Origin of the sequence: Leisingera sp. ANG-M1 (assembly GCF_000813745.1) — a bacterium.
Classification (GTDB): Bacteria; Pseudomonadota; Alphaproteobacteria; order Rhodobacterales; family Rhodobacteraceae; genus Leisingera.
On the sequence record NZ_JWLC01000003.1, the window covers coordinates 1 to 26901 of the forward strand.

Here is a 26901-nt window from a genome sequence, read left to right on the forward strand (position 1 = left end):
ATCGTGTCAGGAAATGCCGGCAGCGCAGAAGTCGCCGTCCGCCAGCACTTGACGGAAACCGCGGCAGTCGCCGAGCGGCTGCTCTCCGGGGAAGAATAGGAATCATTCCATGCCCAAAGCTTTTTGGATTGCCAATGTGACAATCACAGATCCCGGCCGGTACAAAGGGTACCAGGCGGCGGCTCCCGCAGCCTTTGCCGAGTTCGGCGCCCGTTTTTTGGCACGGGGAGACGCGGAGACATTGGAAGGCCGTCCCTGGCAGCGCCGGGTCGTCATTGAATTCGACAGCCTGCAGCAGGCCAGGGCCTGCTATGAGTCTAAAGCCTATCAAGCCGCCCGGGCCGAGCGGGCCGGAGCTTGCGAAGCGGACATCGCTATCATCGAAGGCCTGGACTAAGCACAGCGCCCTTTGCACAGCACGCTTTCCTGCGCCTGCGGCCCGATAGCTGCTGCTGCGGCTTCCGGTTGTTAGCGGGTCCTATCAGCATCCCCCTTCCCCCGGGGCGGCCGCTGGACGGCGTTGCTGCCAAAACTGCCCGCGGCTTGGCAACCCGGCCTGACCGCTGCCGCACCTCAGAGCCAACCGGGCTAACCGGAAGACTACCGGATGCCGTCAGCCTGCCTGGACGGCGCCGCAAACTGGCTGTCTGTTACGGCCGCTGCCAGTCTTTCGATATCCTCCCCGAGCGGGCGGTCTTCTTTCAGTGCAGGCGATATCTCCCGGATGTCAGCACAGGCCTGCGCCAGGAAGCCGCCCAGGCCGCCCGCCTGGGTGCGCAACTCCACCGCCTGGCAGGCCACCAGAAGCTCTATTGCTGTCAGCCGCTGCAGGTGCCCGGCAATCCTGGCCAGCGCCTTGACCGCTGCAGGCGAGCCCGTCAGGCAGTCCTCCACGCCGTTTGCATTGACACTTGGCCAGACGGGCACCGGCTGCGCCGCATGGGTCAGCTCCGCCACCAGGGCCTCAGCCGGTTTCATCACCGGCGCAAACCCGTTGGAGGCACTGTCCGGCATCGCCAGGAAGTTTTGCAGGCCGCTGAAATCCGGGTTCAGCAGTTTGGAAATCCGCGCAAGCTGCGCCATGGCCAGCGGCACCAGAGCGCGGCTGAGCGTCTCAGCAGCGCTGGTGATTTCGGCGGTAAAATAGGCACCGCAAGATGTGATCTCGCTGCTGGCGGCGAAGGCGGCAGGATTATCGCTGGAGCTGTTGATTTCCAGCTCGACACATTCCACTGCGCGGACCAGCGCCATGCCGGCGGTGCCGTGAATCTGGGCGATGTTCCGGAAGGACAATGGATCTTGCAGGCGGCGTGCCTGACCGGGCTCTAACAGTTTGCTGCCCGCCAGCCGCCTGCGCAGCCCTTCGGCCGCTTGCAACTGGCCGGGATAGGGTTTCACCATCAGCACATGCGGCTGCAGCGGGCCGCAGTTGGCCCGGAAACCCTCCATCGACAGGGCTGCGGCCGTCTGCGCAGCCTCAAAGGCGCAGGCAGCGGCAGAGACGGCAAGTGCCGCCATACCGCCGGTGGCGCCGGAATGGTTGGCCAGAGCCAGCCCGTCGCGGGGCGCCAGCTTCAGCGGCTCGATGCCATGGGCTGCCATCAGGTCGGCGCTGGAGCCGATGCGGCCCTTGGCATCGCGCATCCGGCCCTCGCCGATCAGGGAGAGGCCGGCGGTGGCATTCAGCACCAGATCCGCAGCACCGATCGATCCCGTCTGGCCCGCAACCGGGGTGAGGCCCGCGTTCAGGCAAGCGGCGATGTGCTGCGCCACCTCCGGACGGGCGGCGCTGTGACCCTTGAGCATGGTATTCAGCCGCACGATCAGGCCTGCCCGGATGATTTCCGGATCTTCTTCCGGTCCAACCGCATGGGCGCGGCCGCGCAGGGTCTGGACCGAGAATTCGGCCAGCGCATCAGCGCTGAGAACCTCGGTGGCACGGGCACCAAGCCCGGTGGTCACCCCGTATACCGGCACCCGGTCGCGGATCACCTGCCCCACCAGCGCATGAGACTGTGCCATCGCCTCCAGCCCGGCCGGAGCCAGCTCAACCGTCAGGCCCTTCTTGGCCGCCTGGCTGAGGGCCGCAACCGTGAGCGAGGAACCGTCCAGCCGCAAAACTTCCATCTCAGGCATCCCGGTAGAGGAGGTTCTGGACAATGCCCATGCCGCGCGCTTTTTCCAGAATGCGCGCGCCCAGAGCGATATCGCCGGTCGACATGCCGCGATGCCAGAACAGGATGGTCTCGTCATCGGCCTCACGGCCTGGCTTCAGCCCGGCAGCAATTTCACCGATTTCAGCATAGAAGCTCTGCTCGCTGATCAGGCCCGCATCGATATGCGGGCGAAGCGCACCCAGATGGCCTGCCCGCATCTGGCCCAGATCATCCATCACGAGTTTGTCGAAGCCTTCGGTGAAATCCAGCGGCAGCGCGCTCATGGTGCCGTAAGGCACAACAAAGGCGCCTTTTTTCACCCATGAACGGTCGAACATCGGGGCCGGCTGGTTGAGGCGGGTGGCTTCGATCAGGATATCGGCGCCCTCCAGGCAGCTTTGCCAATCCTCCGTCACGATGACTTTTTTGCCCAAGTCGCGGCTCAGCCGCTCTCCAAAGGCATCACGGCTTTCGGGGCGGCGGGAGTGCACGCGGATTTCTTCGAAGTCGAACAGATGATCCAGCAGCCGCACGTTCCAGTATGAGGTGCCGCGGGCACCCACATGGCCCAGCACTTTGGGGTTCTTGGGTCCTAGCCATTTAGCCCCCAACGCGGTCAGGGCTCCGGTGCGCATGTCAGTGATACCGGCCGCGTCAATCACCGCCCGCGGCATGCCGGTGCGCGGGCAGAACAGGTTCAGAAGCGCCAGCTCCGACGGCAGCCCCTGCTTGTAGTTGTCGACAAAATCGCCCACCACTTTGACCCCGGCGTAGCCCAGCGGCTCGACATAGCCGCGCAGCACGTTGAAATGGCCGTTAAAGGCCGGATCCGGCGTCAGGTGCATGCGCGGCTCGATCACAGTCTTGCCCTGCCCGGCCGCGATCAGCCCCTGTTCGATCGCATCCAGGATGTCGTCATTGGTAAGGCCCACCCGGTCGATCTCCGGCTGACCCAGGTATTCAATTTCAATCCGTGCCATGCGCATCTTTCCTGATTTTTTCTCATCATGGGCTTTGCGCGCTGGCGTTACAGACCGGAAAATGTAAGCCTTGGCCAAGAATTTCTGATGCATAGTAGACAGGCACATGCGACTTCCCCCGCTGAACTCCTTGAAAGCATTTGAGGCTGCCGTACGCCTTGGCGGCTTTACCGCAGCGGCGGCCGAGCTCGGCGTTTCTCCCGCTGCTGTGAGCATGCAAGTCAGAAAAGCTGAGGAATTTCTTGGGAAATCCCTGTTTCGCCGCACCCATAACAGCCTGCTGCTGACCGATGCGGGCCGTTCCTACTACCCGGCAGTTTCGGAAGCGCTGATGGGGATTTCGGCTGTTACCGACCAAATTTTGGAAAACGAAGCGCGCTCCCGTATTGCGATCAGCACAATCCAATCTTTGGCAGAAAAATGGGTCGCCCCTGCGGTATCCCGGTTCCGCGAACACCACCCCGAAACCGGTATCGAGCTGCGGATCGAGCCGGATCCTGTCGACCTGCTGCGCACGCCCGCCGACATCCGGCTGACTTATGAGAGCCACCTGTACCCGCAGCATTCTTCAGTGCCCATCTTTCAGGACACGGCCCATCCGTTTTGCACCTGGGCATTTTTCGAACAGCACATTGCAGGCCGCGGAATAGCCGCAGTGCCGGATCACCTGCTGATCCACACAGATTGGGGTGAACAATACGCCTCCTACCCGACCTGGGCGGGTTGGTTCCGGGCCGCGGGCGCGGCCAAGACTCCCGATATGCGCAAAGGCCTGCGTGTCGGCGGTGCGGCGGTGGCCTTTGCCCTGGCTGCGCAAGGGGCCGGCATCGCACTGGCACCCAGAATGCTGACGGACGCAGCGACGGACGCCGAACAGTTTGTTCTGCCTGAACCGCTGAACCTGCCACTTCCCTATTCCTATTCCGCTATCCTGCCGCACCAATCAGGCCCGCCGGCCAAAACAGCACTGGTCAAAACGCTGCTTGACGAATTGGTGCGCGGCAGCGAGGCGCCGGCCTCATAAGCCGGTGGCAAACCAACGGGAAAGCGCGGGTCAGATCCTGCCTGACCCGCTTTGTCCATTAGCAGTGCAAACGGTGCTCAGCCGCAGCAACCGCTGGTCTTTTGCACGGCTGCATTGCCAGGAGCCTCGTTCAGGTTGGCGCCGCGGCCCAGCCAGGTGCGCTCGGCCAGGTAGAAGGCTGAGAACCTCTCCTCGAAATCCACTGGAACAGACTTTGCCGCGATGCCGGTCGCCAGCAGAGCCTGCTGCCAGGCTTTGACCTTGGGGTAGCCCGCCAGCAAGTCAAAGCCGTTATGGGCTTCCACCAGCGCCGCGCGGTGCAGCAAAGGCAGCCAGGCAATGTCGACATTGCCCAGGACGCTGCCATTGAAGTACGGCCCCTCGGCCAACTGTTTCTCAGCCTTCTCAAAGGCTGGCTGCAGCTTTGCCAGGCGCTCGTCCAGCACCGTCTTGTCGGCGCTCTGCATGGTGCTGCACTGCACCAGGTACTGCTTCGAGCCCTGATAGCTCCAGGCCCGGTTGGAGGCACGCTGTTCTGGCGTCAGGCCAGGCTCCAGCGGCGCGGTCACTTCGTCGATGTATTCCACGATCGCATCCGACTCGAACAGCGCTACACCGCCTTCGGTGACCAGAACCGGCACTTGGCCTGTGGGCGAGATGTCCAGGAACCACTGCGGCTTGCTGCTCAGCTCGATGTAGTCGATGCTGTAAGGCACGCCCTTGGCTTCAAGCATAGCAGTCACCCGTTGTACAAACGGGCAGATCTTAAAGCTGACGATCTTGATCATTGGCTGTTTTCCTTTCCTGTAGCCTTTGACCTGTAAGACGAAGGCCGCGCAGAAAAGACGGAGCTCGCAGGAAGAATTTTCGCAACCCTTTCATTTCCTGTCTTATTTTTCTCCTGCCGCATCACAAGAAAAACTTCCCGCGGCCCCCGTCCGCGGTATGGTCGGGGCATGGAACTACGCCAGATCAAATATTTTTGCGCCGTTGCCGAGCTCAAGAGCTTCACCCGTGCAGCGATCTTTTGCCGGGTGACTCAGCCCGCGCTCAGCCGCCAGATCGGCGCATTGGAGCAGGAGCTGGAGGTGGAGCTGTTCGTGCGGGATGGGCGCGGCGCGCATCTGACCCCGGCCGGGGCGGAATTCTTCCGGCGCTGCGCGGATATCAATGGCATGGTCAAAGAAGCGGCGGATGCAATGCAGCCCTTCCGCGGCCGCCGCCACGAAATTTCAGTTGGCGCGCCGCCTTCACTGGGACCGGAGTTCCTGGCCTCCATGTCCGCCGCTTTGACCGCGTTTTCTTCGGGGCCTGAACTACGTCTGGTGGAGGGCTACAGCTATCAGCTGGCCGATTGGCTGGCCTCGGGGCGGCTGGATCTGGCGCTCTTGTACCGGGGCGCCAGCCATGCCCAGGCGGAACTGCTGGCCAGCCTGGTGGAATCGCTGTTTCTGATCTGCCCGGGACCAAGCATCGGAGAGCCTGCACCGGTCCGCTTTGCGGAGCTTCCCGGATATTCGCTGATCTCTCCGGACCTGCCCAGCACCACCCGGGGAGAAATGGAGCGGCTGGCGCGGCCCCTGGGCGTGAAACTGAACTTCAAAATGCAGATTGATTCCGTTGCGGCGATCAAATCCATGACCGCAAGCGGCATCGGCCATGCGATCCTGCCCTATGCTGCAGTGGAGCAGGAGATCGGATTTGGCCTGGTCCATGCCCGGCCGATCACCGATCCGGTGCCGCAACTGAAGCTGGACCTGATGGCGAGCACAAGGTCGGGACTGGATCAGCGGATCTATGAACTCAGCCGCCCGATCCTGGACTGCCTGCGGCAGAAGACCGAGAGCGGCGAGTGGAAAGGCGCCAGGCTGCTGTAGCCTGCTCAAATACCCGGGGGCAGAAGCTGCAGCAGGTCTGTTTCCGGCTCGCCATGCAGGATAATTGGGGACAAATCCTCCCCTGCCCCGCCAACGGCGCAGTTACTCCGGTACTTCTGGATCAGCTGGTCTGCCGAGACTGGCAGCTCCAAGCTGCCCGGAACATGCGGAGCAGACCGGGTGAGGGTTTCACCGCTGGCGAGTGTAATGCTGAGCTGATCCGGGTGATCCGGGGACAAGTCCTCGATATCCGGGGGCACGTCTTCGGGGACGAGTTCGATGCAGGCTTCCAGGCGGCTGATGTCCGGGCGGCCGCAGCCGGTTTCAAAACAGGCTATGTCCAGGGTCCCGCCGGTCAGCAAAGCGGCGGCGCACCAGCTAAGGCTGAATTTTGCCGCCTGCGCGGTTTCCGGCGCGCGCCGCGCCACCACATCCAGGAAAGGGGCCGGCATGGCGATGCGGACGGCCTGGATGTCCTTTGACGGCACTTGCAGCAATTGGCAGAGGTGAAGGATGCGGTGACTGTAGTGGCAACACGGCCAAAGCTTGCGAAAGATCACACCCGGAGGGATGGCCAGTTTCCCAGGCGGCGCAGCTGAAATGTTTTCGCCATAAAGTTCAATGAAGCGCGGCAGCGTTTCAGTCGCGGTGGTGATCCCGCACTGAGCCAACCCGGCAGCCTGAAGACCCGCATGGGCGGCAAATCCGAGCTGCAATCCTTTGGCGTCGGTGCCGAACTGAGTTTTGAGCCCCGCTGACTGACTGGCAGCCAGCGACAGCGCATCAGCAGTTTGGTCCGCATTCAGGCGAAGCGCCCGGGCGCAGGCAGCTGCCGCGCCGAAGACGCCAACAGTCGACGAGGCGTGAAAGCCGCGTGCATAGTGGCCGTAGCCCAGCGCCCCGCCAATGAACTGGATGGCTGCAATGCCTGCTTCATATCCGTCCAGCGCCTGACCCAAGGTGAGCGGGCTCTTCTTGGCCAGCGCCATGAGCGCGGCATACAAGACAGTACTGGGATGGGTGGAGCCGATGAGCTCGCTGTCGTCGAAATCGTCGTAATGTCCGGCCACTGCGAGGCGCACAGCCAGCGGCATCTCCAGCGCCTGCAGCTTGGCCAGCAGCGGCGAGCGAGCGCCTGCAGCCATGCAGTCCAGAGTATCAAGCAGAGACAACCGCGCCTCGGGCCACTCACCTGACGCCGGTGCCGATGCCAGCCACTCCGCAAACTCTGCCGGGTCAGCCGCCATGGAAGCCTGTGACCGGAAACTTGGCGCAGATTTCGGCCTCCAGCGACGGGTCGGTCAGCGGTTCGGCAGCGCCGAGGATCTCATGCACCCGTTCCTTGGCCCGCTCACGCAGGTCCGGCTTGCCGGCTTCGACCCAGGCGTCCGGCGGCTCGCGGCTGGCCAGCGCCGGGTAGTGGTAGGCGGAGGACATCAGCTCCAGCGTTTGCGCGTGGCCCAGGTAGTGGCCCGGCCCGCCGAGGCAGACGTCGCGGATCACATCAATCGACAGACTCTCTTCGGTCACGTCGATGCCGCGGATCACTTGGCGGGCGGCGGCGATCATCTCGTCGTCGATCACATAGGCCTCCAGCGCGCAGCCGACGATGGAGCCAATCATGCCGGTGGCCTCATAGATCACATCCGCGCCGGCCAGGCCTGCTGCGAGGTTGGTCATGCCTTTCTCATAGCCATATTGCGCATCCGTGGTTTTGGAATCGGTCATTCCGCCGGAGGTGCAATTGGGCAGCTCGTACCAGCGCGCCATCTGGGCAGAGGCGGCATTCAGGACCGCAATTTCGCCGCCGCCGCCGGAGAAGGCACCGGTGCGCAGGTCCGAGACAAAGGGCCAGTTGGCCCAGATCACCGGCGCGCCTTTGCGGGCCAGCTGCACCATAGCGATGCCCGCGAGCGACTCGGCCACGGTCTGGGCCATAGTGCCTGCCAGCGCCGCAGGCGCAGTGGCCCCGGCCTGGGCTGCGTTGGTCATTTTGACCGGGAAGCCGCGGCGGGCTGCTTCCATGGCAACGACGGTGTTGTCTTCGCCGTACATCAAAGGCGGCACAACGGCGCACGTGTTGCAGGTGGTGAAGGGTTGCGCGGCAAAGGCGCCCTCGCCGCCCAGGATCATGTCATACATTTCTGCGCATTCGCTGACGTGTTCCGGCAGGTTGAAGCCGATCCCCAGCGGCTTGGCGGTGCCTGCCGCACAGGCATAGGCGATGGAGAGGTCGAACTGTCGCAAATCCGTGATCTCGGACGGCACGCAGGTGCGGTTGAAGACCTGGATATGCGGCAGGTTCTCGACCAGCCGGGCGCAGTCATAGAGGTCCTGCAGAGTTGAAGGACGCCATTCGCCGGTGCTGATATCCACCATCCGCACCGCCATCCCTCCGGTGGCGTAATGGGTAATGCCGGCGCCAAGCGGCACGTTCAGCTCTTGGCGGCGGCCATGCAGGGTGATCTGCTTGGGCACCCATTCCAGCATCTCGGCAATCCAGCTGCGCGGGAAGCGGAGGCGGCCGTCATCGCCGACGGGCAGGCCTGCGGCAACGGCGGCCAAACGCAGCTCTTCCGGCACCCCGCCCATGCCGATCTCTTCGAGAATGGTCAGCGCGGCCTCGTGGATCTGCTGCACCCCTTCGTCGCTGAGCGGGCAGTAGTGGCCACCGGAAACAGGTGAGACCACTCCCGCGTCTGGCGCGGTGCGGGCCGCCTTGCGCTCTTTGCGGCCGCGGCGGCGGGTTATGTCCGGCTGATCGTCCATCGCAATTGATCCAGTCTGTCTTGCCCGTAAACGGGCTGGTTTTGGTATTCGAACAGCGGCACGCCCCAGTGGCCGGCATCAAACATGGCCTGCTGGTTTGCCGTGAAATACGCGTCTGCCTCGGGAAGCAGCGCCTCATGCTGATCCGCCGGCCCCGCAGGCAGGCCGCAATCTGCCAGCAGCGCGCGGATCTGCTCCGGCTGGTCCCAGCCCCGGTGCAGCCCGGACCAGATGCGCCGCATCAGGCCGCTGTAGAGGGGGTACCGGCGCTCACCATCCGCAGCCCAAAGCATGTTGTAAAGTCGCCTGACCCGCGCCTGTTCGCTGGTGGCGATCCACAGCGAACCCGGCGTCCAGTTAACCGGCGAAGGATCGGGGTCACCGTAAGGCAACTTCAGGAATGCCGCGGTGCGAACCGCATCGAGACTGAAATAGGCCTGCTCAATCGGGCCGCGGTCTGCATAGGCTTCCGGGATGCGGATCACGCCCGGCAGCACCGGCCGCATCACGATCTCCACCCGGAGATCCCGGGCCAGCGCGTCAAGACGGTCCAGGGCAAAGTAGCAATAGGGGCTTTGAAAGGAGCCGAAAAAGGTGACACGCCGGGCCATAGTTCAATCTCTCAGCTTGGGGGTAGATTCCGAGGCCCTGTCGATCTGGACCCGCTCGCGCGTGCCCTCGCGCTGGCAGGCTGCGTCCGCCGCGCGCAAGCCCTCGTAGCGGGTGCCTACGGCGTATTTCTTGTTGCGCTGCTGCGGCTGCACGCTGTCCATGTCGCGTGGATCCACCTCTTCGGTGACGGTCAAGTAGCCTGCCTCCACCGCCCGGCGCACCAGATCGGCGTCGCGGGCGCTGCGCACCACGATGGCGTTGGTGCCGGGGTCATCATCATCGGTCTCAGGGGCAGGCGAGCAGCCGGACCAGATGTGGGGGGCGGCGGTGTCGGCGGTTTCACCGATGCCGTCCGGGCAGACTTTGCAGCAGAGGGGCAGTACCCACATGCTCTCGTTCGTGCCCCAGAAATCGGTGTAGCGTTTCTCGACCACGGTGCCGTCGGCCATCTCAATCCTGGTTGGGCCGGGGCAGCCGCGGTAGCGGAAGCCGGTGACCTGCTCCGGGTCCAGCCGTTCCAGCACATCTGCAGCGGTTTCCGAGACCGCGCGGCCGGTGGAGCTGGCATGGCGCACCTCGGGCAGGCTCAGCGAGCATTGCATGTGACTGTCGCCGCGGACAATCAGGAGTTCCTCGCTCGCGATACCCTCCTGCTCGGCGGTGATTACTTCCGGTGCAGAGTAGACGCGCCACGGCAGGCTTTCGCAGGCGCCCGGCGGTGTGGCGAATTCAATGGCTCTTGCATCCATGGCGTCCCTCCCTTGTTGTTCGCTAGCCGGGTGTGATGGTGATCAGGCGTTCCTCTGTCATATCGCGGATAGCGGCACGCGGCCCTTCACGGCCCCAGCCCGAAGCCTTGCAGCCGCCATAAGGCATCGGATCGGCGCGGTTGGACGAGGTGTTGTTGGTGTTGAAAAGGCCGACCTCAACCCTCTGTGCGGCCTTCAAGGCGCGGTCGATGTCTTGGGTAAAGATGCCCGCGGACAGGCCATAGGGCGTGGCGTTCACCGCATCGATCGCGATGTCGAAGTCGTCAAAGGGGATCAGGCTGACGATGGGGGCAAAGGCTTCCTCGGCCAGGACCGGCATATTCGGGGAGACATTTTCGAGGACCGTCGGCTGCATCAGTGCGCCTTTACGGGTGCCGCCCAGCCGCAGGGTGGCACCCATGGCAAGGCTGTCCTTGACCATCTGCTCTGCCCGTTTTGCCTCTGCCCCGGCGATCATCGGGCCGATATCGGTGGCCGGGTCGCGCGGGTCGCCGGTGACGAGCGCAGCAGCCTGGGCGGTGAAGGTTTCGGCAAAAGCCGCCATTACGCTGCGCTGCACATAGATGCGCTGGATCGAGGTGCAGACCTGGCCCGCCTTGCGAAAGGCAGTACCGATACATTTGGCGGCAGCCTTATCTGTGTCAACATCCTCGCAGACCACGACAGCTGAGATGTTGCCCAGCTCCATCTGGGTCCGGCGCATGCCTGCGGCGGCCTGGATGGCCTCGCCTGCCGGCCCGCCGCCGGTGAAAGCGAAATAGGCCACATCCGGATTGGCGCACAGCGCCCTGCCCGTCTCACCGCCGGGGCCGTGGATCAGGTTCAGCCAGCCGGGCGGCAGACCTGCTTCCTCAAAGATTTCGGTCAGCAGGGTTGCCGCAAGCGGCGTGTAGCTGGCGGGTTTCAGCACCACCGCACTGCCCGCGGCGATGGCCGGGGCGATCTTATGCGCGACGGTGTTGAGCGGCGAATTGAACGGGGTGATGCAGGCCACCACGCCCAACGGCACGCGGATGGTGAAGGCGAGTTCACCCGGATGGCCAGGCGCAGCGGCAATCGGGATCATCTCGCCGGAGATACGCTTAGCCTCTTCGGCGGAAGTCAGCAGCGTTTGCTCGCAGCGGGCAAAATCGCCTGCGTTGTCGGCACGGGTAAAGCCGGTTTCGGCGACAAGCGTATCGAGGACCTCCTCCCGGCGGCGCAATAGGATGTCCCGGGCGCGCATCAGCAGGGTGTAGCGGTCCGGCAGCGGGATCTCGCCGCTGCGGAAAGCGGCTTTGGCTGCAGCCACGGCCTGGTCCACCAGCGCCGCATCGGCAATTTCCGCCATTGCGATCTGCTCGCCGGAGTATTTGTCCAGCACCGGGAAGGCGCCCGCACCGTTCTGCCATCTGCCGCCGATGTAAAGCCGTGCTTGTTTCATGCCCGCATCCTTTCGCCCCTCGGATCAAAGGGCGCCGTCAGGTGAAGCTGCGCTGGGAAGCGCTCCAGCCCAACCTCCACTTCATAGCCGTCTGCCAGCAGATCGCGGTCCTCCATGGAGCCCAGCTCAACCCATCCCAAAGCGGCAATCTTGTCCAAAAGCGGCGAATAGGCCGCAGAGGTGATTTCCCCGGCCAGCACGCCATTCCGGTAAAGCGGCTGGTGGCCGGTGGCCCAGCTGTGTTTGGGCAGGGTCAGGGAGACCAGACGTTTGGTCAGGCCTGTTGCACGCTGGGTTTCCAGTGCATCGCGCCCCTTGAAATCCTTGGACCAGTCAATGGCAAAGCCGAGACCCGCCTCCAGCGGTGTTTCGCGGGCGCCCATGTCGTGGCCCCAGCTGCGGAAACCCTTCTCCAGGCGGCAGGTGTTGAGGGCATGGGCGCCTGCGGGCTGGATGCCCGGGTGCGCATCCATCAGGGCGTCATAGACTGCAGCCATCATTTCGGTGGGCACATGCAGCTCCCATCCGAGGTCTCCGGCAAAGGAGAGCCGCATTGCCAGCACCCGCACCGGCCCGGCCTCGATCTCGCGGGCATGGCCGAAAGCGAAACGGGTCAGGTCTTCAGGCGTGATCTTTTGCAGCGCGGTGCGGGCGTCCGGGCCGGTCAGCAGGAGCGTGCCAAGGCCGGAGGTCACGTCAGTCACGGTGACGAAGTGATCAGCTGTGTGCGATTTGAGCCAGGCTTGGTCGCGCGTCAGCTGTGCGGTGCCAGTAACAAGCAGGAACTCAGTCTCCGACAGGCGGGTGACCGTCAGGTCGCTCTCCATCCCGCCGGCATCATTCAGAACCGGCGTGTAATGAGCCCGGTCAAAGCCCGAGATATCCGCTGCACACATCTGCTGCAGTAAGGTTTCGGCATCGCGACCCTCGACCCGCAGCTTGCCAAAGCTGGACTGGTCAAACAGCGCCGCGCCTTCGCGCACAGCGCAGGCCTCGCGGTTCACGGCCTCCTGCCAGGCGGTTTCGCCAAAGCGCAAATCCTCCGGCGCGACGGTGCCTTCGGGATCAAAGTACAGAGGCTTTTCCCAGCCGGTGCGGGCTCCGAAACAGGCGCTACGGGCCGCCAGCCTCCCATGCAGCGCAGAACGGCGGATGTTGCGCGCGGTGGCGGGTTCGCGGCCCGGGTAGCGGATCGAGAAATGGTGCGACAGCATCTCGGGGATCCTTTCAGCCAGGGCCTGCGCGGTGTCCAGCGCCGCCGGGAAACGGCGGATGTCGCAGCCTGAGAGGTCCACCGGCGGCGCACCGTTCACGATCCACTCGGCCAGCGCCCATCCCGCGCCGCCGCCCAGAACGATGCCTGCCGAATTCATGCCGCAGCAGTACCAGAAGCCGGGCAGATCTGGCGCCTCCCCCATCAGCGGGGCGTTGTCCTGAGTAAAGCTTTCCGGCCCGTTCAGCAGCATCCGCACCCCGGCGGTTTGCAGGTCGGGGATGCGGTGGATGGCGCCTTCCATCATCGGCGCGAAATGATCCCAATCCTCGTTCAGAAGGATATAGGCGGCATCCTGCGGCAGCTTCTCCAGCGGCAATGCCTTGGGGTTGGGTTCGAAACAACCGACCAGCAGCCCGCCGACCTCCTCGCGCCCGTAAAGATGCGCGTCGCCGTCGCGGAACACCGGCAAGTCTGCGGTGACGCCCGCCATCGGCTCGGTCAGCAGATAGAGGTGCTCGCAGGCAAAGAGCGGTGCGCGCTGGCCGGCCATCCCGGCGATCTCGCGGCCCCAGAGACCGGCGCAATTGATCACATGGGTTGTGGCAATATGGCCTTGGGAGGTCTCCACCCCGCTAACCCGGCCATTTTGCCGGGCAATGCCGGTGACAGCGGCATGTTCCACGATGGTTGCGCCGCCTGCACGGGCACCCTTGGCCAGGGCGTGGCAAATGTTGGAGGGGTCAGCCCGGCTGGAGGATGGTGTCCAGACCGCCGCAATCACATCATCTGTGCGCATCATCGGCCAGCGGCGGGCGACTTCGGCGGCATCGACCATGTGGCCTTCCAGCCCGAAGTTGTTCATCAGCGTCAGCGTGTGCTTCAGCTCCTTCAGCCGCTCCTGCGATGTGGCAATGTTCAGATGGCCGCAGCGGCACATGCCCGTCTCGACACCTGTTTCTTCGCGCAGGCACTCGTACAGTTCGCCGGAATAGCGCGCCAGGGCGGTCTGCGCCCGGGTGCCGCGCATCGGGCTGACCAGCGCCGCGGAATGCCAGGTGGTGCCGGAAGTGAGCTCGTTCTTTTCCAGCAGAACCACATCCCGCCAGCCCTGCTGCACCAGGTGATAAGCCACCGACAGCCCGGCAATGCCGCCGCCGATCACAACGGCCTGCGCCTGTGCGGGGAGGGCTGAGCTGGCAGTTTCCGGCATCGGGGTATCCTTGTGCGGCTGTATGGCTGCAAGGATAGGCAGCGGCTTATGCCTGCTCCCAATGCCTTTTTGTAATAACAGTCATGCCGGCGAGTCAGCTTGCCGCATCCTCTGCTTGCCCGCAGACTGGCCCGGAAACGGGAGGCTGGCGTGGCGGATCACGTGCAGGTGGCAATTATCGGAGGCGGCGTTGTCGGATGTTCGACGCTGCTCCATCTGGCCGAGGCGGGGTGGCGCGATACCCTGCTGCTGGAGAAAAACGTTCTGACGGCCGGGTCGACCTGGCATGCGGCGGGCAATGGCGGCGCCTGGTCTGGCAGCACGCTGATCACCCGCTTCATGAAACATTCCCTGGCGCTTTACCGGCAGCTGGAACGGGAGGCGGGGCAGCCCCTGGGCCTGCACCAGCCGGGGTCGTTCACGGTGACCTCCAACCCGGCGCGGCTGGATGAGTTCCGCCGCCAGGTGGCGCGCGGTAAGACACTGGGACTGGAATTCAAGATCTGCGGCCCCCGGGAAATGCGCGAACGGGCACCGCTGATGGACACCGCAGGGCTGGTGGCCGGGATCTGGGACCCGCTGCATGGACATTTCGATCCCTCCTCGGTCACAAATGCGATGGCCTCTAAGGCGCGCGGGCTGGGGGCGAAGATCCGGCAAGGCGCCAAGGTGACAGGGCTGTCCCGCGAAAACGGGCTGTGGCGGATCGAGGTTGAGGGTCAGGACCCGGTGCTTGCCGAGCATGTCGTCAATGCCGCGGGCCAATGGGCGCCGGAGATCGCCCGGCTGGCAGGCTCAAACCTGCCGATTGTGCCGATGCTGCACCAATACGTGGTGACCGAGCAGATGGACGAGGTGGCCGCCCTGGCCTCGGAGCATCCAGTGATCCGCGACCGCGAGGGCTCGTTCTACTTCCGGCAGGAGCGCAATTCGCTGCTGGTGGGGCCTTATGAGGCCAAGCCCCTGCCCTGGATGACGCGCGGCATCCCGCCGGAGTTCGGCCAGGAGCTGCTGCCCGAGGACATGGAGCGGATCGAAGACGGCATGGTGGCGGCGATGTCCCGGGTGCCGCTGTTGGAGCGCGCGGGCATTGCCCGGGTCGTGCATGGACCGATCCCCTATACACCGGACGAACGGCCGCTGATCGGCCCGCATCCGGGCCTGCCAAACATGTGGCTCAACTGCGGCACTGCAATCGGCATCATCCAGGGCGGCGGCATGGGGCGCTTCCTGGCCGAGTGGATGGTGGAAGGCGCCACCGAATGGAACCCGATGGCCTGCCATCCGGGCCGCTTCGGGGACTACGCGACCGTCGAATACACCACGGCCCGCGCGATCGAAGCCTATGCCGAGCATTACGCCGAGGTCCCCTTTCCCGGGCTGGAGGGCCGCGCCGGTCGGCCCGCGCGCACCGGCATGATTTATGACCAGCAAAAGGCCGATGGCGCGGTTTTCGGCGTGGTGAACGGCTGGGAGCGGCCCTTATGGTTTGCGCCCGAAGGCGTAGAGCCGGTGGACAGCAACAGCTTCCAGCGGCCTGAGAGCTTTCGGTATGTGGGTGCAGAACACATAGCCTGCCGCGAGGCGGTGGCTCTGTTCGACATGTCGATCTTTGGCAAATACTGCGTGACCGGTCCGGACGCGGCGCGCTGGTACGAACGCACCTTTACCGGGCGGGTACCCAAGGAAGGCCGCTCCACGCTGGCGCTGCTGTGCAATGCCAAAGGCGGCATCATGGGAGATTTCGCTGCGGCTCGGCTGGCCGAGGATCAGCTGTACATCGTTGGCGCCGGCGGCGGTGAAGGCATGCATTGGGACATGCTGCGCAGTGATCTTGGGCTGGACGTGCAGATCAGCCGCGACACCACCCGGTTCGGCGTTCTGCACATCGCAGGCCCAAGGGCGCGGGCGCTGCTAGGGAATCTGGTGGCGGAGGATGTCTCAAATGAGGCCCTGCCCTTCCTCGCCGCGCGTCATTTGGATTTCGGCCTGTGCAAGGCGCTGGTGATCCGGGTGAGCTTCTCCGGCGATCTGGGCTATGAGATCCATGTGCCGACGGAATTCCACCGCGCGCTTTATGCCCGTGTGAAAAAGGCCGGCAAGGCTCACGGCCTGCGGCTGGCGGGCGGACGGGCGCTGCATTCCTTGCGGCTGGAAAAGGGCTGGTACCTCTGGGGCCATGACGTCAACGCCGAGGTCACTCCCTATCAAGCGGGACTGGGCTGGCTGGTCAGCCTGAAAAAAGACGCGGATTTCCCGGGCCGGAAGGCGCTGGAAGCGGCACAGGATCCGGATCAGAGCCTGTGCCTGCTGCAAGTGGAGGCTCAGGACAGCGACTGCCTGGGTGGTGAGCCCCTGTTCCACAAGGATGCCTATGCCGGGCAAGTCACCTCCGGCGGCTACGGGCATTTCACCGGCCAATCGCTGGCCATCGGCTGGCTGCCTGCGCCCCTCACTGCGGCGGGCACCCGGCTGGAAGTCGAACTCTATGGCGCGCGGATCGCGGCCCATGTGCTGAAGAAACCGCCTTTTGACCCGCAGGACACCCGCCTGCGCGGGTGAGGAGGACAGATGAGCAAATCACAGGAATTGTTCCAGCAGGCCCGCCAGACCATGCCCGGCGGCATCTCGCACCGCTACCGCTGGCGGCTGCCCAACCCGCTTTATGTCACCCGGGCGGCAGGCGCCCACAAATGGGACGCCGACGGCAACCGCTACATCGACTACAAGATGGGCGCCGCCAGCCAGATGATGGGCCATTGCCACCCGGAGATCACCAAGGCGCTGCAGGCGCAGGCCGCAGAGGCGATTTTTGCCGCCGACTGCAACCAGGTCGAAGTCGGCTGGTCACGCAAGATCTGCAATCTGGTGCCTTCGGTGGATCAAGTGCGGTTCACCGCTTCCGGCACCGAGGCAACGATGCTGGCCATCCGCATTGCCCGCGCCTTCACCTCCCGCGATATAATCCTGCGGGTGGACGGGCATTACCACGGCTGGCACGACCACGTTATGAAAGGCGCCAAGGCCGGTTCTGAAGCCCCGCCCTCGCTTGGGGTGCCCGAAGCCGTTACCGCCTTGACTGATATCTGCCCGCCGGATGCAGGGACGCTGAACAGGATGCTGGCCGGTGGCACCTATGCGGCGGTGATCGTTGAAGCCTCCGGCGCCAACTACGGCGCGGTGCCGATGGTGCAGGAGATCCTGACTGCGGCCCAAGCCGCCGCCCAAGCCAACGGCAGCCTGCTGATCCTGGACGAGATCATCACCGGCTTCCGCTGGTCTCCCGGCGGGCGGCAGGCACTGGCGGGCGTTACCCCCGACCTCACCACAATGGCCAAGATCGTCACTGGCGGCATGCCGGGAGGTGCAGTGGGAGGCTCGGCTGAAGTCATGGCCATGCTCGACCCCGCAGTTACCACCCGCGGCCACACGCCCGCGGTCCTGCACCAGGGCACTTTCAACAGCGCACCGATCGTCTCGGCTGCCGGCACAGTGATGATGGACCTGCTGGCCGATGGCAGCGCCCAGGCCCATGCGGACCGCATTGCCGCGGACATCCGGGACGGAGTGAACGCGCTTTTCACCAAACACGGCATCGAAGGCCTTTGCTATGGCGAAAGCTCCACCTTCCACCTGTGGTTCGGCCCGCATGACGGCACGATGGCGAACATCCCCGCCGCCGCCATCCGCAGCCCCTCCCCGGATCTCGTCAAGCTTCTGCAGAACAGCCTCAACCGCAACGGCGTGGACCTGATGTCGGCGATGAGCGCCGTCACCTCGGCAGCGCACAGTGACGATGATACCGCACAGACGCTCAGCGCCTTTGACAAAACCTTCGCTGAGCTCGCACCGATGCTGGACCCGTTGCAGCCGGGCTGAAACCACAGCCGCAGGGGTAATTCAGCCGCCCGGGCAGACGTACCGGGCTTTTGCCGCAGTGGAATTTCTTCGTACGAATTCGCGCGCAACATCCTGCACGGCTTGAATTTTCTTTCAGACACCTCACGTAATGCTCACACCGCGTGACGGCACCCACCCTTGCCTGTCGCTACCTGACCTTTAAGGTGTCTCTCAAGAGCACCTTCCGGAGAGCCTGCATGAAAGATCTCGCCCCCGCGCCGGACCTCAGTTCGGAAACCGCGCAGCCAGACCTGCCCGACAACCCGCCCGGCCTGCACGAGCGTGCCTTGCATTTCCTGGCCCGGTTCCTGCCGCTGGCCTATTTCAAGCGCCCGCCCAAGATCATCATCATCGACGCCACCAATAGCTGCAACCTGCGCTGCCCGGTTTGCCCGGTGACCTTTGCCATGCAGCGCAAGCGCGGCATGATGAAGCCCAATGTGTTCCGCAAGATCATCGACGATTTCAAGGACCAGCGGGAAAAGCCTGCGATCTATTTCAGCTTCTCGGGCGAGCCGACCCTGCACAGGGACCTGCCGGATTTCATCGCTTACGCGCATGAAAACGGCCACGACACCTATCTGTCGACCAATGCCACCCGCCTGACGCCTGAGATGAGCGAGCGGCTGATCCGCTCGGGCCTCGCCCGGGTAAACCTCTGTATGGACGGCTTCTCGAAAGAGGCGCAGGAAACCTACCGGGTCAATTCCGACTTCGACAAGGTGAAATCCAGCATCGAGGAATTCCTGACCATCAAGAAGGAAATCGGCTCCAAATCCCCGGTCACCGTGCTGCAAACACTGCTCACCAGCTATTCCGAGCCGCAGATGGACGAGATGGAGGCCTGGGCTAAGGACGCAGGCTTCGACCGGGTGCGGTTCAAGACCTTCTCGATCGGCTCATACACCTCCGCCGACCAAAAGCGCGAGTTTGCCCATTTCCTGCCGCGGCAGAAGGAGCTGCGCCGCCATCCGCGCCACACCAGTCACGCCATGTGCACGGTGCCGCTGTTTCAGTCGGTGGTGTTCTGGAACGGCGACCTGGGCCTGTGCTGCATCGACTACGACCAGGTGATCCAGCTGCCCAACGTAGAAAAGGACGGTTTTCTCGCAGCCTACCGCTCGGACGAAGCCGCCCGCGCCCGCAAGCGCGGCTTCCTCAAGCAATTCGGCATCTGCAAGACCTGCTCCTTCTCCAATGCCGAGAACATGGGCATCCGCCGCGATCTGAAAAAATAAACGCGCAGCCGGGGCTGCACGCTTTTTGCTTCTTTCTGGTCCCAAATACTCTGGGGTGAAGGCCGTCAGGCCCGAGGGGGCAAAGCCCCCTCCTCCCTTACCGCTGCAGCAGCACCGGGAACCAGTCTTCGCGCAGGCGCTGGCCGGGCTGCATATCATGGCCCGGGAACGGCGGCGAAGTGCGGCCCGGGCGCTCCACATAGCGCGCATCATCCCCGACCAGCCGCAGCGAGAATGCCCGGCGGCGCGAGGTTGAAGTATTGCCACGGGCGCCATGCAGGATCTTGTAGTTGAAGGCCACCGCATCGCCTGGCTGCATTTCATATTCCAGCACCGTCATGCTGTCTTCGGCATCCGGATCCGGCACCGCCATGTACTGGCCTTCATCCGGGAAGAAGTCCTCCTCGGACACCCAGCGGGTAGGCAGCACTTCCTTCTCCCATTTATGCGAGCCTGCGACGCAGCGCAGCGCGGCTTCCTTCACCTCGTCCAGCGGCGACCAGAAGCTGATGGTCTGCTGGCCTTCGACAAAGTAATAAGGCCCGTCCTGGTGCCACGGCGTCGGCATGGAGGTGCCCGGTTCCTTGACCAGCACATGGTCGTGGAACATCTGCACCGAAGTCGACTTCATCAGATCGGCAGCAACCTCGGCAACCGGCGACTGCTCGATGGCCTGCTGAAACTCGGGGATCCGGGTCCAGTTGCAGTAGTCGTCAAAGAACCGGCCGGTCTGGCCTTCCTTCTTGTTTTCCGAAGCGTAAGGCCCCGGGTCTTCCATATTTGCTGCAACGCCGCTGCGCAGCAATTCGACCTGATCCGCAAACAGGCCGCGGATCAGCACGACGCCATCGCGCTGGAACTGCTCGACATGTTCCTGGGTGATAAGGGGGTGGACCATTTCTGCCTCCGCTGCTGAATGATGCATTTCTGATGCGTCCTTCCTGCCGCGCTCCAGGCATAGTTTCAAATCATATCTCTCTAATATACCCTTCATCCCATGTTATACCTCACCCTGCGCCACTACGAATACATTTGCGCTGTCGCCAAGCACGGCAGCCTGTCAGCCGCGGCCGAAGCCGTGCATGTCAGCCAGCCAGCGCTTTCCGCGGCCCTCAGCCGGATCGAGGAACATCTGGGCCACCCCTTGTTCCTGCGCCGCCGCGGGGCGGCCCTGGCGCTGACGCCGCAAGGCCGCAAGTTTGCAGACCAGGCGCAGGAGCTGCTGGATCAGGCCGCACGGCTGGAGGACCCAAAAGGTGCTGGCCAAAGGCCGCAGCGGCTGATGCTGGCCTGCTTTTCGGACCTTGCCCCCTTCCTGCTGGCACCCGCGCTGAGAGCCCTGCGCGAGGCCCTGCCTGAGGTGGAAATCAGCCACCGCGCTTGCGGATTCGAACCGCTTATCACTGCCCTCACCACAGGCGAGGCCGATCTGGCCATCACCTATGATCTGGGCCTGGATGCCGCCTTCAGCCGGACCGGGCTGGACCGCTACGCGCCCCACGCACTGGTACCCCCGGAGCATCCGCTGGCCGGACGCGGCAGTGTCACCCTGGAGGAACTCACGCACTACCCGCTGGTGCTGTCGCAGGAAGGCATGTCGCTGCAGCATATGCTGGGGCTGTTCAAGACGCATGGGCTGGTGCCGCGGATTGCGCACCGGGCGGATTCGCTGGAGCTGCTGCGCAGCCTGGCGGCCAATGGAGAGGGCGTGGGCATTAGCTACAGCCTGCCGCCGGGCGGCATCAGCTATGACGGCAAACCGCTGACTGCGGTGCGGGTCACGGACCCGGCAGCGGAAGAGCCGGTGATTCTTGCCGCACATGCCCATGCGCCCAAGGCCTCCGCCGCGGCAAAGGCACATGAAATCCTGCTGAAGACGCTGAGCTCCGGCCGGTCAGACCTTGCGCAGGCGGATCACCACGTCGACTGAGGCAATCTCCATCCCCTCGGGGGCCTCCGGCAGCTTGTGAATCACCAGATCCTGCGCCGGCGCATCGCTGACGCGGCCCTCATCCTCCCAGAAGAAATGCGGGTGGTCGTGGGTGTTGGTGTCGAAATAGCTTTTGGAGCCGTCCAGCGGGATCTCCTGCAGCACGCCTGCATCGCAAAAGGCACGCAGCGTATTGTAGACGGTGGCCAGCGACACCGCAGCCCCGTTTTTCTTGGCGGATTCGAACAGGCTTTCGGCGGTGATGTGGCGGTGTTTGCCGTCGCCGACCAGCAATTCGGCAAGCGCCACCCGCTGCCGGGTGGGTCTCAGCCCGGCGTCTGTCAGCCAGCGTGTGGCCACGTGTTCGCTGTTTGGCGTCATGAGCAGGTCCTGCATCGCGTTGCTGACCGTATATATAGGAGCAACACCCCGGGTTTTTCAAATGAAATTCATTCGCAGCTGATGCACACTTTCCAATGCATCTGTGGCACATTCAGCGCAGGAAGTGACGCAGGGTACTCTTGCGGGACCCTTTGGCCCGGTGCTACAGGGTTCCAGATACCTATACACGAACCTCACGCAGGAGATGCGCCCGGATGGCCGATTACCCCAGCAGCTTTGACAAGGACGATTTGCTGAAATGCGCGCGGGGCGAGCTGTTCGGACCGGGCAATGCCCAGCTGCCGGCACCGCCGATGCTGATGATGGACCGGATCACCGAGATTTCCGGCGATGGCGGCGAGCACGGCAAGGGCCATGTGATTGCCGAGTTCGACATCACCCCGGACCTTTGGTTTTTTGACTGCCACTTCCCCGGCAACCCGATCATGCCCGGCTGCCTGGGCCTGGACGGCCTGTGGCAGCTGACCGGCTTCAACCTGGGCTGGCGCGGCTGGCAGGGCCGCGGCTATGCGCTGGGTGTGGGCGAAGTGAAACTCACCGGCATGGTGCGCCCGGACCGCAAGATGCTGACCTACCGCGTCAACTTCACCAAAGCCGTGCAGACCCGCCGCCTGACCATGGGCGTCGCCGACGGCATCGTCGAGGCGGACGGCGAAGTGATCTATCAGGTCAAAGACATGAAAGTGGCACTTAGCGAGAGCTGAGCATCGGCCAGGAAATGCCACGAGCTCAGAAAGAGGCCGCATGGCCTCTTTTTTGTTGCAGCAAGCGGGTGTTCAAGGTGTCTGGCGGACGGGCTCGCCCTCCGCCGGGGGCACCGCCCGCTGATAGAGATGCCACGTTGTGTGGCCAAGGACCGGCAGGGTGAAAATCAGGCCCAGAAATGCCGGAACCATCGACAGCAGCATAGCGGCAGAGATGATCACTGCCCAGCTGAGCATGACCAGCGGGTTTTCTGTTACGACGCGAATGGACGTCAGCATCGCGGAAACAAAATTTGTTTCCCGGTCGAGCAGCATTGGCATGGCGACAACAGTCACCGAGAACAGCACCACCGACAAAGCCGCGCCTGCACAGGTCCCGATCGCAAGGAAGGTCCAGCCCTGCGGTGTGAAGAACACGATGTTCAAAAAACCGTCAAAATCCGAGAAGGATGTATTCTTAAGGGTGATCGCCAGCCAAAGCCGGACCTGGTAGATCCACACCCAGAAAATGAACAGGGTGACAAAGGCCATCCAGCCCATTTCCCGTTTGCGCTGGCGGGCCATGACGGTGAAGATTTCAAACCAGCCGAAACTCTCTCCTTTCTGCAGCCGGCGGGACATTTCATAAAGCCCAGCGGCAGCAAAGGGAGCGACCAGCGGAAAGCCGACAGCAGCGGGAATGATCATCCAGATCTTGCCGAGCCAAACCAGGCACCAAACAAACAAGATTCCGAAAGCCGCATAAAACAGGCCGAAAAAGCCGCTCAGGAAGGGACGCGCCAGAAAGTCGGAAAATCCGGCCTTCAGCGAGGCGGTGATATCCCCCGGTGTGACCTTGTTGACCTTGGGTATTTCTTGCGGCCGCGGCGCCAGTTTGTCCGGTGATGTGGAACCTTCGGTCTTGGATGTCATGGCACACTCCTCCCAAAGCATGGCCCCTGCCGGTCCGTCTGCCAACAGACCCGGTGGAAAAACAGACATCGCGCCTCCGCGTACAAGTTTGCATCAGGTGCTGCATCCGGACAAGGGGAGTATTGCCGCGAAGTCCTGCAAACCTGACCATACCCGTCACCGCTGCCGCCTGCAGACCAACCCATCTTGCACCTCCCCCCCTCAAAGCCTAGTAAGGCTTAAGCAAACAAGGGAGTGCAGGTATGCGCCGTGTCGTCGTCACCGGTCTGGGGATCGTCTCCTCCATCGGGAACAATGCCGAAGAGGTCATCGCCTCGCTGAAAGCCGGCAAGTCCGGCATCGTCGCCAGCCCGGAAATGACCGAGCACGGCTTCCGCAGTCAGGTAGCCGGCACACTCAAGATCGACACGGCGGAACATGTGGACAAGCGCACCCTGCGCTTCATGGGCCCTGGTGCGGCCTATGCCCATATCGCCATGAGCCAGGCGATTGCCGACGCAGGCCTCTCTGAGGATCAGGTGGTGAACGAGCGCACCGGCCTGGTGGCAGGCTCCGGCGGCCCGTCGACTTCTGCCATGCTGGCCGCGCACCAGGTGGTGGCCAAGACCGGCGCGACCAAGCGGATCGGCCCCTTTGCGGTGCCGAAGTGCATGTCCTCGACGATCTCCGCCAACCTGGCGACTGCGTTCAAAATCAAGGGCATCAACTACTCGATCACCTCGGCCTGCTCGACCTCGCTGCACTGCATCGGCAATGCAGCGGAGCAGATCATGATGGGCAAGCAGGACGTGATGTTCGCCGGCGGCGGCGAGGAGCTGGACTGGACTCTCTCCTGCCTCTTTGACGCCATGGGCGCGATGTCTTCGAAAAAGAACGATGATCCGGAGAAGGCCTCGCGCGCCTTTGATCAGGACCGCGACGGTTTTGTGATCTCCGGCGGCGGCGGCATCGTGGTGCTGGAAGACCTCGACCACGCGCTGGCACGCGGTGCGAAGATTTACGCCGAGGTGACCGGTTTTGCTGCGACCTCGGATGGCCACGACATGGTGGCACCGTCCGGCGAGGGCGGCGAGCGGGCAATGCGCCTAGCGCTGTCGACCCTGCCCGAAGGCCGCAAAGTGGATTACATCAACGCCCATGGCACCTCGACCCCGGTTGGTGATGTGGGTGAAGTTGAGGCCGCACGCCGCGTGTTCGGCGAAGGCAAGGTGCCGCCGATTTCCTCGACAAAATCGATGACCGGCCACGCCCAGGGTGCCGCCGGCGCGCTGGAGGCGATTTTCTGCCTGCTGATGCTGGACAATGATTTCATTACCCCGTCGATCAATGTAGAGACCCTCGCCGAAGGCATCCTGCCGGGCGAGATCGCCACGGACCTGGTGGAAAATGCCGGGCTGGATTCGGTGATGACCAACAGCTTCGGCTTTGGCGGCACCAACGGCTCGATGGTTCTGAGCAAATACAAGGGATAAGTGACGATGGCGGGACTGTTGACAGGCAAACGCGGCCTGATTATGGGCGTTGCCAATGACCGCTCCATCGCGTGGGGCATTGCCAAGGCGATGGCGGATGCCGGGGCCGAGCTGGCCTTTACCTACCAGGGTGAAGCCTTCGGCAAACGGCTGGAGCCGCTGGCGCAAAGCGTCGGGTCGGACTTCATGGTCGATGTGGATGTGACCGACGACGCCTCGCTGGATGCGGCGTTCGAGCAGCTGGCAGGCCGCTGGCCGTCGATCGACTTCGTGGTCCATGCGATTGCCTATTCGGACAAGAACGAACTGACCGGACGGTTCCTGGACACGACGCGCGCGAACTTCAAGAACTCGCTGGATATCTCGGCTTATTCCTTCATCGAAGTGGCGCGCCGTGCGCATCCCATGATGAAAGAGAACGGAGGCACCCTGCTGACCCTGACCTATCAGGGCTCAAACCAGGTGGTGCCGAACTACAACGTGATGGGTGTTGCCAAGGCAGCATTGGAATCGGCCACCCGCTACCTGGCCAACGATCTGGGCCCAGAAGGCATCCGCGTGAACGCCATCTCGCCCGGTCCTATGAAGACCCTGGCCGGCGCCGCCATCGGCGGTGCACGCAAGACATTCAAGCATACCGACCAGAACGCGCCGCTGCGCTCCAACGCCACGCTGGAAGCCGTTGGCGGCACTGCCGTCTATCTGGCGTCCGACGCGGGCGCCTGCACCACCGGAGAGATCATCCGTGTCGACGGCGGCTTCCACGTTCTGGGCATGCCGCAGCCGGACCACCTCTGAGGGCCCAGCCCCTGACATGATAAAAGGCGCCTGCAGGGCGCCTTTTTTTACTGGCAGTCACCAAGCCTCTGCGGTCTCACCCGGATCTTCGCAGCGTCTCTCCCGCCCGTCGCAGGGCTTCTAGCGCAGCCCGCTCCCGTTGGGCGTGGCACCGCGCTCTGCGCGGTGCCACGCCCAAGGCCGCCAGGTATCGCTCCGGCGCAGCCGGGGGGATCTGCGGGCGCGGGAGCTCCCCCTGCCCGCGGACGCAGGGTCAGTTGACCGAGACCAGCTCGATGTCGAACACCAGATCCTTGCCCGCCAGGAAGTGGTTGGCATCCAGGGTAACCGTCTCATCGCTCACTTCCACCACGGTCACCGGCAGCACATGGCCTTCGGGACTTTGCATCTGCAGCTGAGTGCCCAGCTCCAGCGGGATATCCGCAGGGATGCCTTCGCGCGGGATCTCTTGGCGCGCGGCCGGATTAATTGGGCCATAGGCTTCGGCGCAGGGGATTTCGAGGACCTTCTTCTCACCCACGGCCATACCTTCGAGACCTGCGTCCATGCCGGCAATCACTTGGCCGGAACCGACAGTGAATTCCAGCGGGTCACGGCCTTCGGAACTGTCGAACACGGTACCGTCCGTCAGCTTGCCGGTGTAGTGGATGCGCACGGTGTCGCCGTTCTTGACCTCGGTCATGGGATCTCCAGTCCAGATGAGGGGTATCAAAGCCGCGCAGCCTAAGGCGTGACGCTGCGATGTAAAGCCGTAAGGGGTACAATTATCCGCTTTGCCCGCCCTGCCCTTCGTGCAACTCTCGCCGCAAGGGAGGGAGCCATGCCGATTACCACCTGTATCTTTGACGCCTACGGAACCCTGTTTGACGTGGCAGCAGCGGCGCGCCAGGCCGCAAGCGAGCCGGCGTTTCCGCATCTGCAGGACAGCTGGGCCGAGCTTGCCAATCACTGGCGGCTGAAGCAGCTGCAGTACACCTGGCTGCGCGCGATCACCAATGCCCATGCGGATTTCTGGGATGTCACCCAGGACGGGCTCGACTGGGCGATGGAAGCAAGCGGCCTGGCAGGCGACGCAGCCCTGCGCCAGCGGCTGCTGGATCTGTATTGGGAGCTGCAAGCCTACCCAGAGGTGCCCGCTATGCTGAAGGCACTGAAAGACGCAGGGCTCAACACCGCCATTCTGTCCAACGGCTCGCCCGCGATGCTGGATGGCGCGGTACAATCTGCCGGGCTCGGCGGGGTGCTGGACGATGTGCTGTCAGTGGAAAGCGTTGGAATCTTCAAGCCTGATGCCCGGGTCTATGACCTCGTCGGCAAACGCTTTGGCTGCGCCAATGAAGAGGTGCTGTTTGTTTCCTCCAACGGCTGGGATGCAGCAGGCGCCGCAGGCTATGGCTTTGCCACTGCCTGGGTGAACCGCGCGGGCGAGCCGGTGGACCGGCTGCCTTGGAAACCTGCCCATATCCTGCCGGACCTGACCGCCATTCCCGATCTCGCCAAGGGCTAAA

Annotated in this window: 24 protein-coding genes; 11 read left to right on the plus strand and 13 right to left on the minus strand. The window is 63.7% G+C overall.

What is annotated here, in order from left to right; translation table 11 throughout:
- Window positions 1-109 precede the first annotated feature (109 nt).
- Window positions 110-397 carry a DUF1330 domain-containing protein gene (locus RA19_RS01280; protein WP_039158842.1) on the plus strand — a complete coding sequence of 96 codons (288 nt, stop codon included), beginning with the start codon at window positions 110-112 and terminating at the stop codon, window positions 395-397.
- A 203-nt stretch (window positions 398-600) separates the two neighbouring features.
- Here the strand turns inward: RA19_RS01280 and RA19_RS01285 are convergent, their stop codons facing one another.
- Window positions 601-2136, minus strand: coding sequence for an aromatic amino acid lyase (locus RA19_RS01285; protein ID WP_082020427.1), 1536 nt, complete (start codon window positions 2134-2136; stop codon window positions 601-603).
- A complete protein-coding gene (locus RA19_RS01290) occupies window positions 2129-3136 on the minus strand; it encodes an ornithine cyclodeaminase family protein (RefSeq protein ID WP_039159000.1) in 1008 nt (335 codons plus the stop codon). Before RA19_RS01290 ends, RA19_RS01285 begins: the two co-directional genes overlap by 8 nt.
- A gap of 106 nt (window positions 3137-3242) precedes the next feature.
- Between RA19_RS01290 and RA19_RS01295 the strand changes: the two genes are divergently transcribed.
- On the plus strand, window positions 3243-4160 hold the full coding sequence (locus RA19_RS01295) for a LysR substrate-binding domain-containing protein (RefSeq protein ID WP_039158843.1): 918 nt from the start codon (window positions 3243-3245) through the stop codon (window positions 4158-4160).
- Between the two features lie 77 nt (window positions 4161-4237).
- Here the strand turns inward: RA19_RS01295 and RA19_RS01300 are convergent, their stop codons facing one another.
- Window positions 4238-4948, minus strand: coding sequence for a glutathione S-transferase family protein (locus RA19_RS01300; RefSeq protein WP_039158845.1), 711 nt, complete (start codon window positions 4946-4948; stop codon window positions 4238-4240).
- A 168-nt stretch (window positions 4949-5116) separates the two neighbouring features.
- Here RA19_RS01300 and RA19_RS01305 point away from each other — a divergent pair, with 168 nt between their 5' ends.
- On the plus strand, window positions 5117-6037 hold the full coding sequence (locus RA19_RS01305; protein ID WP_039158846.1) for a LysR family transcriptional regulator: 921 nt from the start codon (window positions 5117-5119) through the stop codon (window positions 6035-6037).
- Between the two features lie 5 nt (window positions 6038-6042).
- Here RA19_RS01305 and RA19_RS01310 read toward each other — a convergent pair whose 3' ends face one another.
- From RA19_RS01310 to RA19_RS01335, 6 genes are read right to left on the minus strand one after another with little or no spacing between them, the layout of a single operon-like run.
- Entirely contained in the window at window positions 6043-7284 is a 1242-nt protein-coding gene (locus RA19_RS01310) for an MmgE/PrpD family protein (RefSeq protein ID WP_039158847.1), read from the minus strand.
- Window positions 7274-8806: a trimethylamine methyltransferase family protein gene (locus RA19_RS01315; protein ID WP_039158849.1), complete on the minus strand. Its 1533-nt coding sequence runs from the start codon at window positions 8804-8806 to the stop codon at window positions 7274-7276. The genes RA19_RS01310 and RA19_RS01315 overlap by 11 nt, the downstream gene beginning before the upstream one ends.
- Complete coding sequence (locus tag RA19_RS01320; protein ID WP_039158850.1) at window positions 8785-9417, minus strand: DsbA family protein; 633 nt, start codon at window positions 9415-9417, stop codon at window positions 8785-8787. Before RA19_RS01320 ends, RA19_RS01315 begins: the two co-directional genes overlap by 22 nt.
- Before the next feature lie 3 nt (window positions 9418-9420).
- On the minus strand, window positions 9421-10167 hold the full coding sequence (locus tag RA19_RS25615; RefSeq protein ID WP_052261601.1) for a Coenzyme F420 hydrogenase/dehydrogenase, beta subunit C-terminal domain: 747 nt from the start codon (window positions 10165-10167) through the stop codon (window positions 9421-9423).
- A gap of 22 nt (window positions 10168-10189) precedes the next feature.
- Entirely contained in the window at window positions 10190-11611 is a 1422-nt protein-coding gene (locus tag RA19_RS01330; protein ID WP_039158851.1) for an aldehyde dehydrogenase family protein, read from the minus strand.
- On the minus strand, window positions 11608-14037 hold the full coding sequence (locus RA19_RS01335; RefSeq protein WP_039158852.1) for a GcvT family protein: 2430 nt from the start codon (window positions 14035-14037) through the stop codon (window positions 11608-11610). The genes RA19_RS01330 and RA19_RS01335 overlap by 4 nt, the downstream gene beginning before the upstream one ends.
- Before the next feature lie 150 nt (window positions 14038-14187).
- Here RA19_RS01335 and RA19_RS01340 point away from each other — a divergent pair, with 150 nt between their 5' ends.
- The 3 genes from RA19_RS01340 (at window position 14188) to RA19_RS01350 (ending at window position 19175) form a co-directional block, all read left to right on the plus strand.
- Window positions 14188-16599 (plus strand): FAD-dependent oxidoreductase, encoded by a 2412-nt coding sequence (locus RA19_RS01340; protein ID WP_039158854.1) that lies wholly within the window; start codon window positions 14188-14190, stop codon window positions 16597-16599.
- Between the two features lie 9 nt (window positions 16600-16608).
- The gene (locus tag RA19_RS01345) at window positions 16609-17916 is read left to right on the plus strand and encodes an aspartate aminotransferase family protein (RefSeq protein ID WP_039158855.1); all 1308 of its coding nucleotides are present in this window, start codon (window positions 16609-16611) and stop codon (window positions 17914-17916) included.
- A gap of 218 nt (window positions 17917-18134) precedes the next feature.
- Complete coding sequence (locus RA19_RS01350) at window positions 18135-19175, plus strand: radical SAM protein (RefSeq protein WP_039158856.1); 1041 nt, start codon at window positions 18135-18137, stop codon at window positions 19173-19175.
- A 97-nt stretch (window positions 19176-19272) separates the two neighbouring features.
- Here RA19_RS01350 and RA19_RS01355 read toward each other — a convergent pair whose 3' ends face one another.
- Complete coding sequence (locus tag RA19_RS01355) at window positions 19273-20073, minus strand: phytanoyl-CoA dioxygenase family protein (RefSeq protein ID WP_039159002.1); 801 nt, start codon at window positions 20071-20073, stop codon at window positions 19273-19275.
- A gap of 99 nt (window positions 20074-20172) precedes the next feature.
- On the opposite strand from RA19_RS01355, the gene RA19_RS01360 reads away from it, so the two are divergent.
- The gene (locus RA19_RS01360; RefSeq protein WP_039158858.1) at window positions 20173-21105 is read left to right on the plus strand and encodes a LysR family transcriptional regulator; all 933 of its coding nucleotides are present in this window, start codon (window positions 20173-20175) and stop codon (window positions 21103-21105) included.
- On the opposite strand, the gene irrA is transcribed toward RA19_RS01360, so the two are convergent.
- Window positions 21070-21486, minus strand: a complete 417-nt coding sequence (gene irrA, locus RA19_RS01365; RefSeq protein WP_039159004.1) for an iron response transcriptional regulator IrrA — start codon at window positions 21484-21486, stop codon at window positions 21070-21072. The genes RA19_RS01360 and irrA overlap by 36 nt on opposite strands.
- 215 nt (window positions 21487-21701) lie before the next feature.
- Here irrA and fabA point away from each other — a divergent pair, with 215 nt between their 5' ends.
- A complete protein-coding gene (gene fabA / locus RA19_RS01370) occupies window positions 21702-22211 on the plus strand; it encodes a bifunctional 3-hydroxydecanoyl-ACP dehydratase/trans-2-decenoyl-ACP isomerase (RefSeq protein WP_039158860.1) in 510 nt (169 codons plus the stop codon).
- A gap of 72 nt (window positions 22212-22283) precedes the next feature.
- Here fabA and RA19_RS01375 read toward each other — a convergent pair whose 3' ends face one another.
- Window positions 22284-23123, minus strand: coding sequence for a DUF2189 domain-containing protein (locus RA19_RS01375; protein WP_039158862.1), 840 nt, complete (start codon window positions 23121-23123; stop codon window positions 22284-22286).
- A 242-nt stretch (window positions 23124-23365) separates the two neighbouring features.
- Between RA19_RS01375 and fabB the strand changes: the two genes are divergently transcribed.
- Together fabB and RA19_RS01385 are read left to right on the plus strand one after the other, a co-directional pair.
- Window positions 23366-24595 (plus strand): beta-ketoacyl-ACP synthase I, encoded by a 1230-nt coding sequence (fabB, locus tag RA19_RS01380; RefSeq protein ID WP_039158864.1) that lies wholly within the window; start codon window positions 23366-23368, stop codon window positions 24593-24595.
- Window positions 24596-24601: 6 nt separating this feature from the next.
- Window positions 24602-25393 carry an enoyl-ACP reductase FabI gene (locus RA19_RS01385; RefSeq protein WP_039158866.1) on the plus strand — a complete coding sequence of 264 codons (792 nt, stop codon included), beginning with the start codon at window positions 24602-24604 and terminating at the stop codon, window positions 25391-25393.
- A gap of 253 nt (window positions 25394-25646) precedes the next feature.
- Here the strand turns inward: RA19_RS01385 and RA19_RS01390 are convergent, their stop codons facing one another.
- Complete coding sequence (locus RA19_RS01390; protein ID WP_039158868.1) at window positions 25647-26075, minus strand: FKBP-type peptidyl-prolyl cis-trans isomerase; 429 nt, start codon at window positions 26073-26075, stop codon at window positions 25647-25649.
- 138 nt (window positions 26076-26213) lie between these two features.
- Between RA19_RS01390 and RA19_RS01395 the strand changes: the two genes are divergently transcribed.
- A complete protein-coding gene (locus tag RA19_RS01395; RefSeq protein ID WP_039158870.1) occupies window positions 26214-26900 on the plus strand; it encodes a haloacid dehalogenase type II in 687 nt (228 codons plus the stop codon).
- Window position 26901: the final 1 nt, after the last annotated feature.

Coding starts and splice junctions, on each gene's coding strand:
- RA19_RS01330 (WP_039158851.1), bottom strand. CDS start 11,611: ATGAAACAAGCACGGCTTTACATCGGCGGCAGATGGCAGAACGGTGCG.
- RA19_RS01280 (WP_039158842.1), top strand. CDS start 110: ATGCCCAAAGCTTTTTGGATTGCCAATGTGACAATCACAGATCCCGGC.
- RA19_RS01335 (WP_039158852.1), bottom strand. CDS start 14,037: ATGCCGGAAACTGCCAGCTCAGCCCTCCCCGCACAGGCGCAGGCCGTT.
- RA19_RS01290 (WP_039159000.1), bottom strand. CDS start 3,136: ATGGCACGGATTGAAATTGAATACCTGGGTCAGCCGGAGATCGACCGG.
- RA19_RS01395 (WP_039158870.1), top strand. CDS start 26,214: ATGCCGATTACCACCTGTATCTTTGACGCCTACGGAACCCTGTTTGAC.
- RA19_RS01390 (WP_039158868.1), bottom strand. CDS start 26,075: ATGACCGAGGTCAAGAACGGCGACACCGTGCGCATCCACTACACCGGC.
- RA19_RS01310 (WP_039158847.1), bottom strand. CDS start 7,284: ATGGCGGCTGACCCGGCAGAGTTTGCGGAGTGGCTGGCATCGGCACCG.
- RA19_RS01375 (WP_039158862.1), bottom strand. CDS start 23,123: ATGACATCCAAGACCGAAGGTTCCACATCACCGGACAAACTGGCGCCG.
- irrA (WP_039159004.1), bottom strand. CDS start 21,486: ATGACGCCAAACAGCGAACACGTGGCCACACGCTGGCTGACAGACGCC.
- RA19_RS01315 (WP_039158849.1), bottom strand. CDS start 8,806: ATGGACGATCAGCCGGACATAACCCGCCGCCGCGGCCGCAAAGAGCGC.
- RA19_RS01320 (WP_039158850.1), bottom strand. CDS start 9,417: ATGGCCCGGCGTGTCACCTTTTTCGGCTCCTTTCAAAGCCCCTATTGC.
- RA19_RS01360 (WP_039158858.1), top strand. CDS start 20,173: ATGTTATACCTCACCCTGCGCCACTACGAATACATTTGCGCTGTCGCC.
- RA19_RS01385 (WP_039158866.1), top strand. CDS start 24,602: ATGGCGGGACTGTTGACAGGCAAACGCGGCCTGATTATGGGCGTTGCC.
- fabA (WP_039158860.1), top strand. CDS start 21,702: ATGGCCGATTACCCCAGCAGCTTTGACAAGGACGATTTGCTGAAATGC.
- RA19_RS25615 (WP_052261601.1), bottom strand. CDS start 10,167: ATGGATGCAAGAGCCATTGAATTCGCCACACCGCCGGGCGCCTGCGAA.
- RA19_RS01305 (WP_039158846.1), top strand. CDS start 5,117: ATGGAACTACGCCAGATCAAATATTTTTGCGCCGTTGCCGAGCTCAAG.
- fabB (WP_039158864.1), top strand. CDS start 23,366: ATGCGCCGTGTCGTCGTCACCGGTCTGGGGATCGTCTCCTCCATCGGG.
- RA19_RS01350 (WP_039158856.1), top strand. CDS start 18,135: ATGAAAGATCTCGCCCCCGCGCCGGACCTCAGTTCGGAAACCGCGCAG.
- RA19_RS01295 (WP_039158843.1), top strand. CDS start 3,243: ATGCGACTTCCCCCGCTGAACTCCTTGAAAGCATTTGAGGCTGCCGTA.
- RA19_RS01285 (WP_082020427.1), bottom strand. CDS start 2,136: ATGCCTGAGATGGAAGTTTTGCGGCTGGACGGTTCCTCGCTCACGGTT.
- RA19_RS01300 (WP_039158845.1), bottom strand. CDS start 4,948: ATGATCAAGATCGTCAGCTTTAAGATCTGCCCGTTTGTACAACGGGTG.
- RA19_RS01355 (WP_039159002.1), bottom strand. CDS start 20,073: ATGGTCCACCCCCTTATCACCCAGGAACATGTCGAGCAGTTCCAGCGC.
- RA19_RS01345 (WP_039158855.1), top strand. CDS start 16,609: ATGAGCAAATCACAGGAATTGTTCCAGCAGGCCCGCCAGACCATGCCC.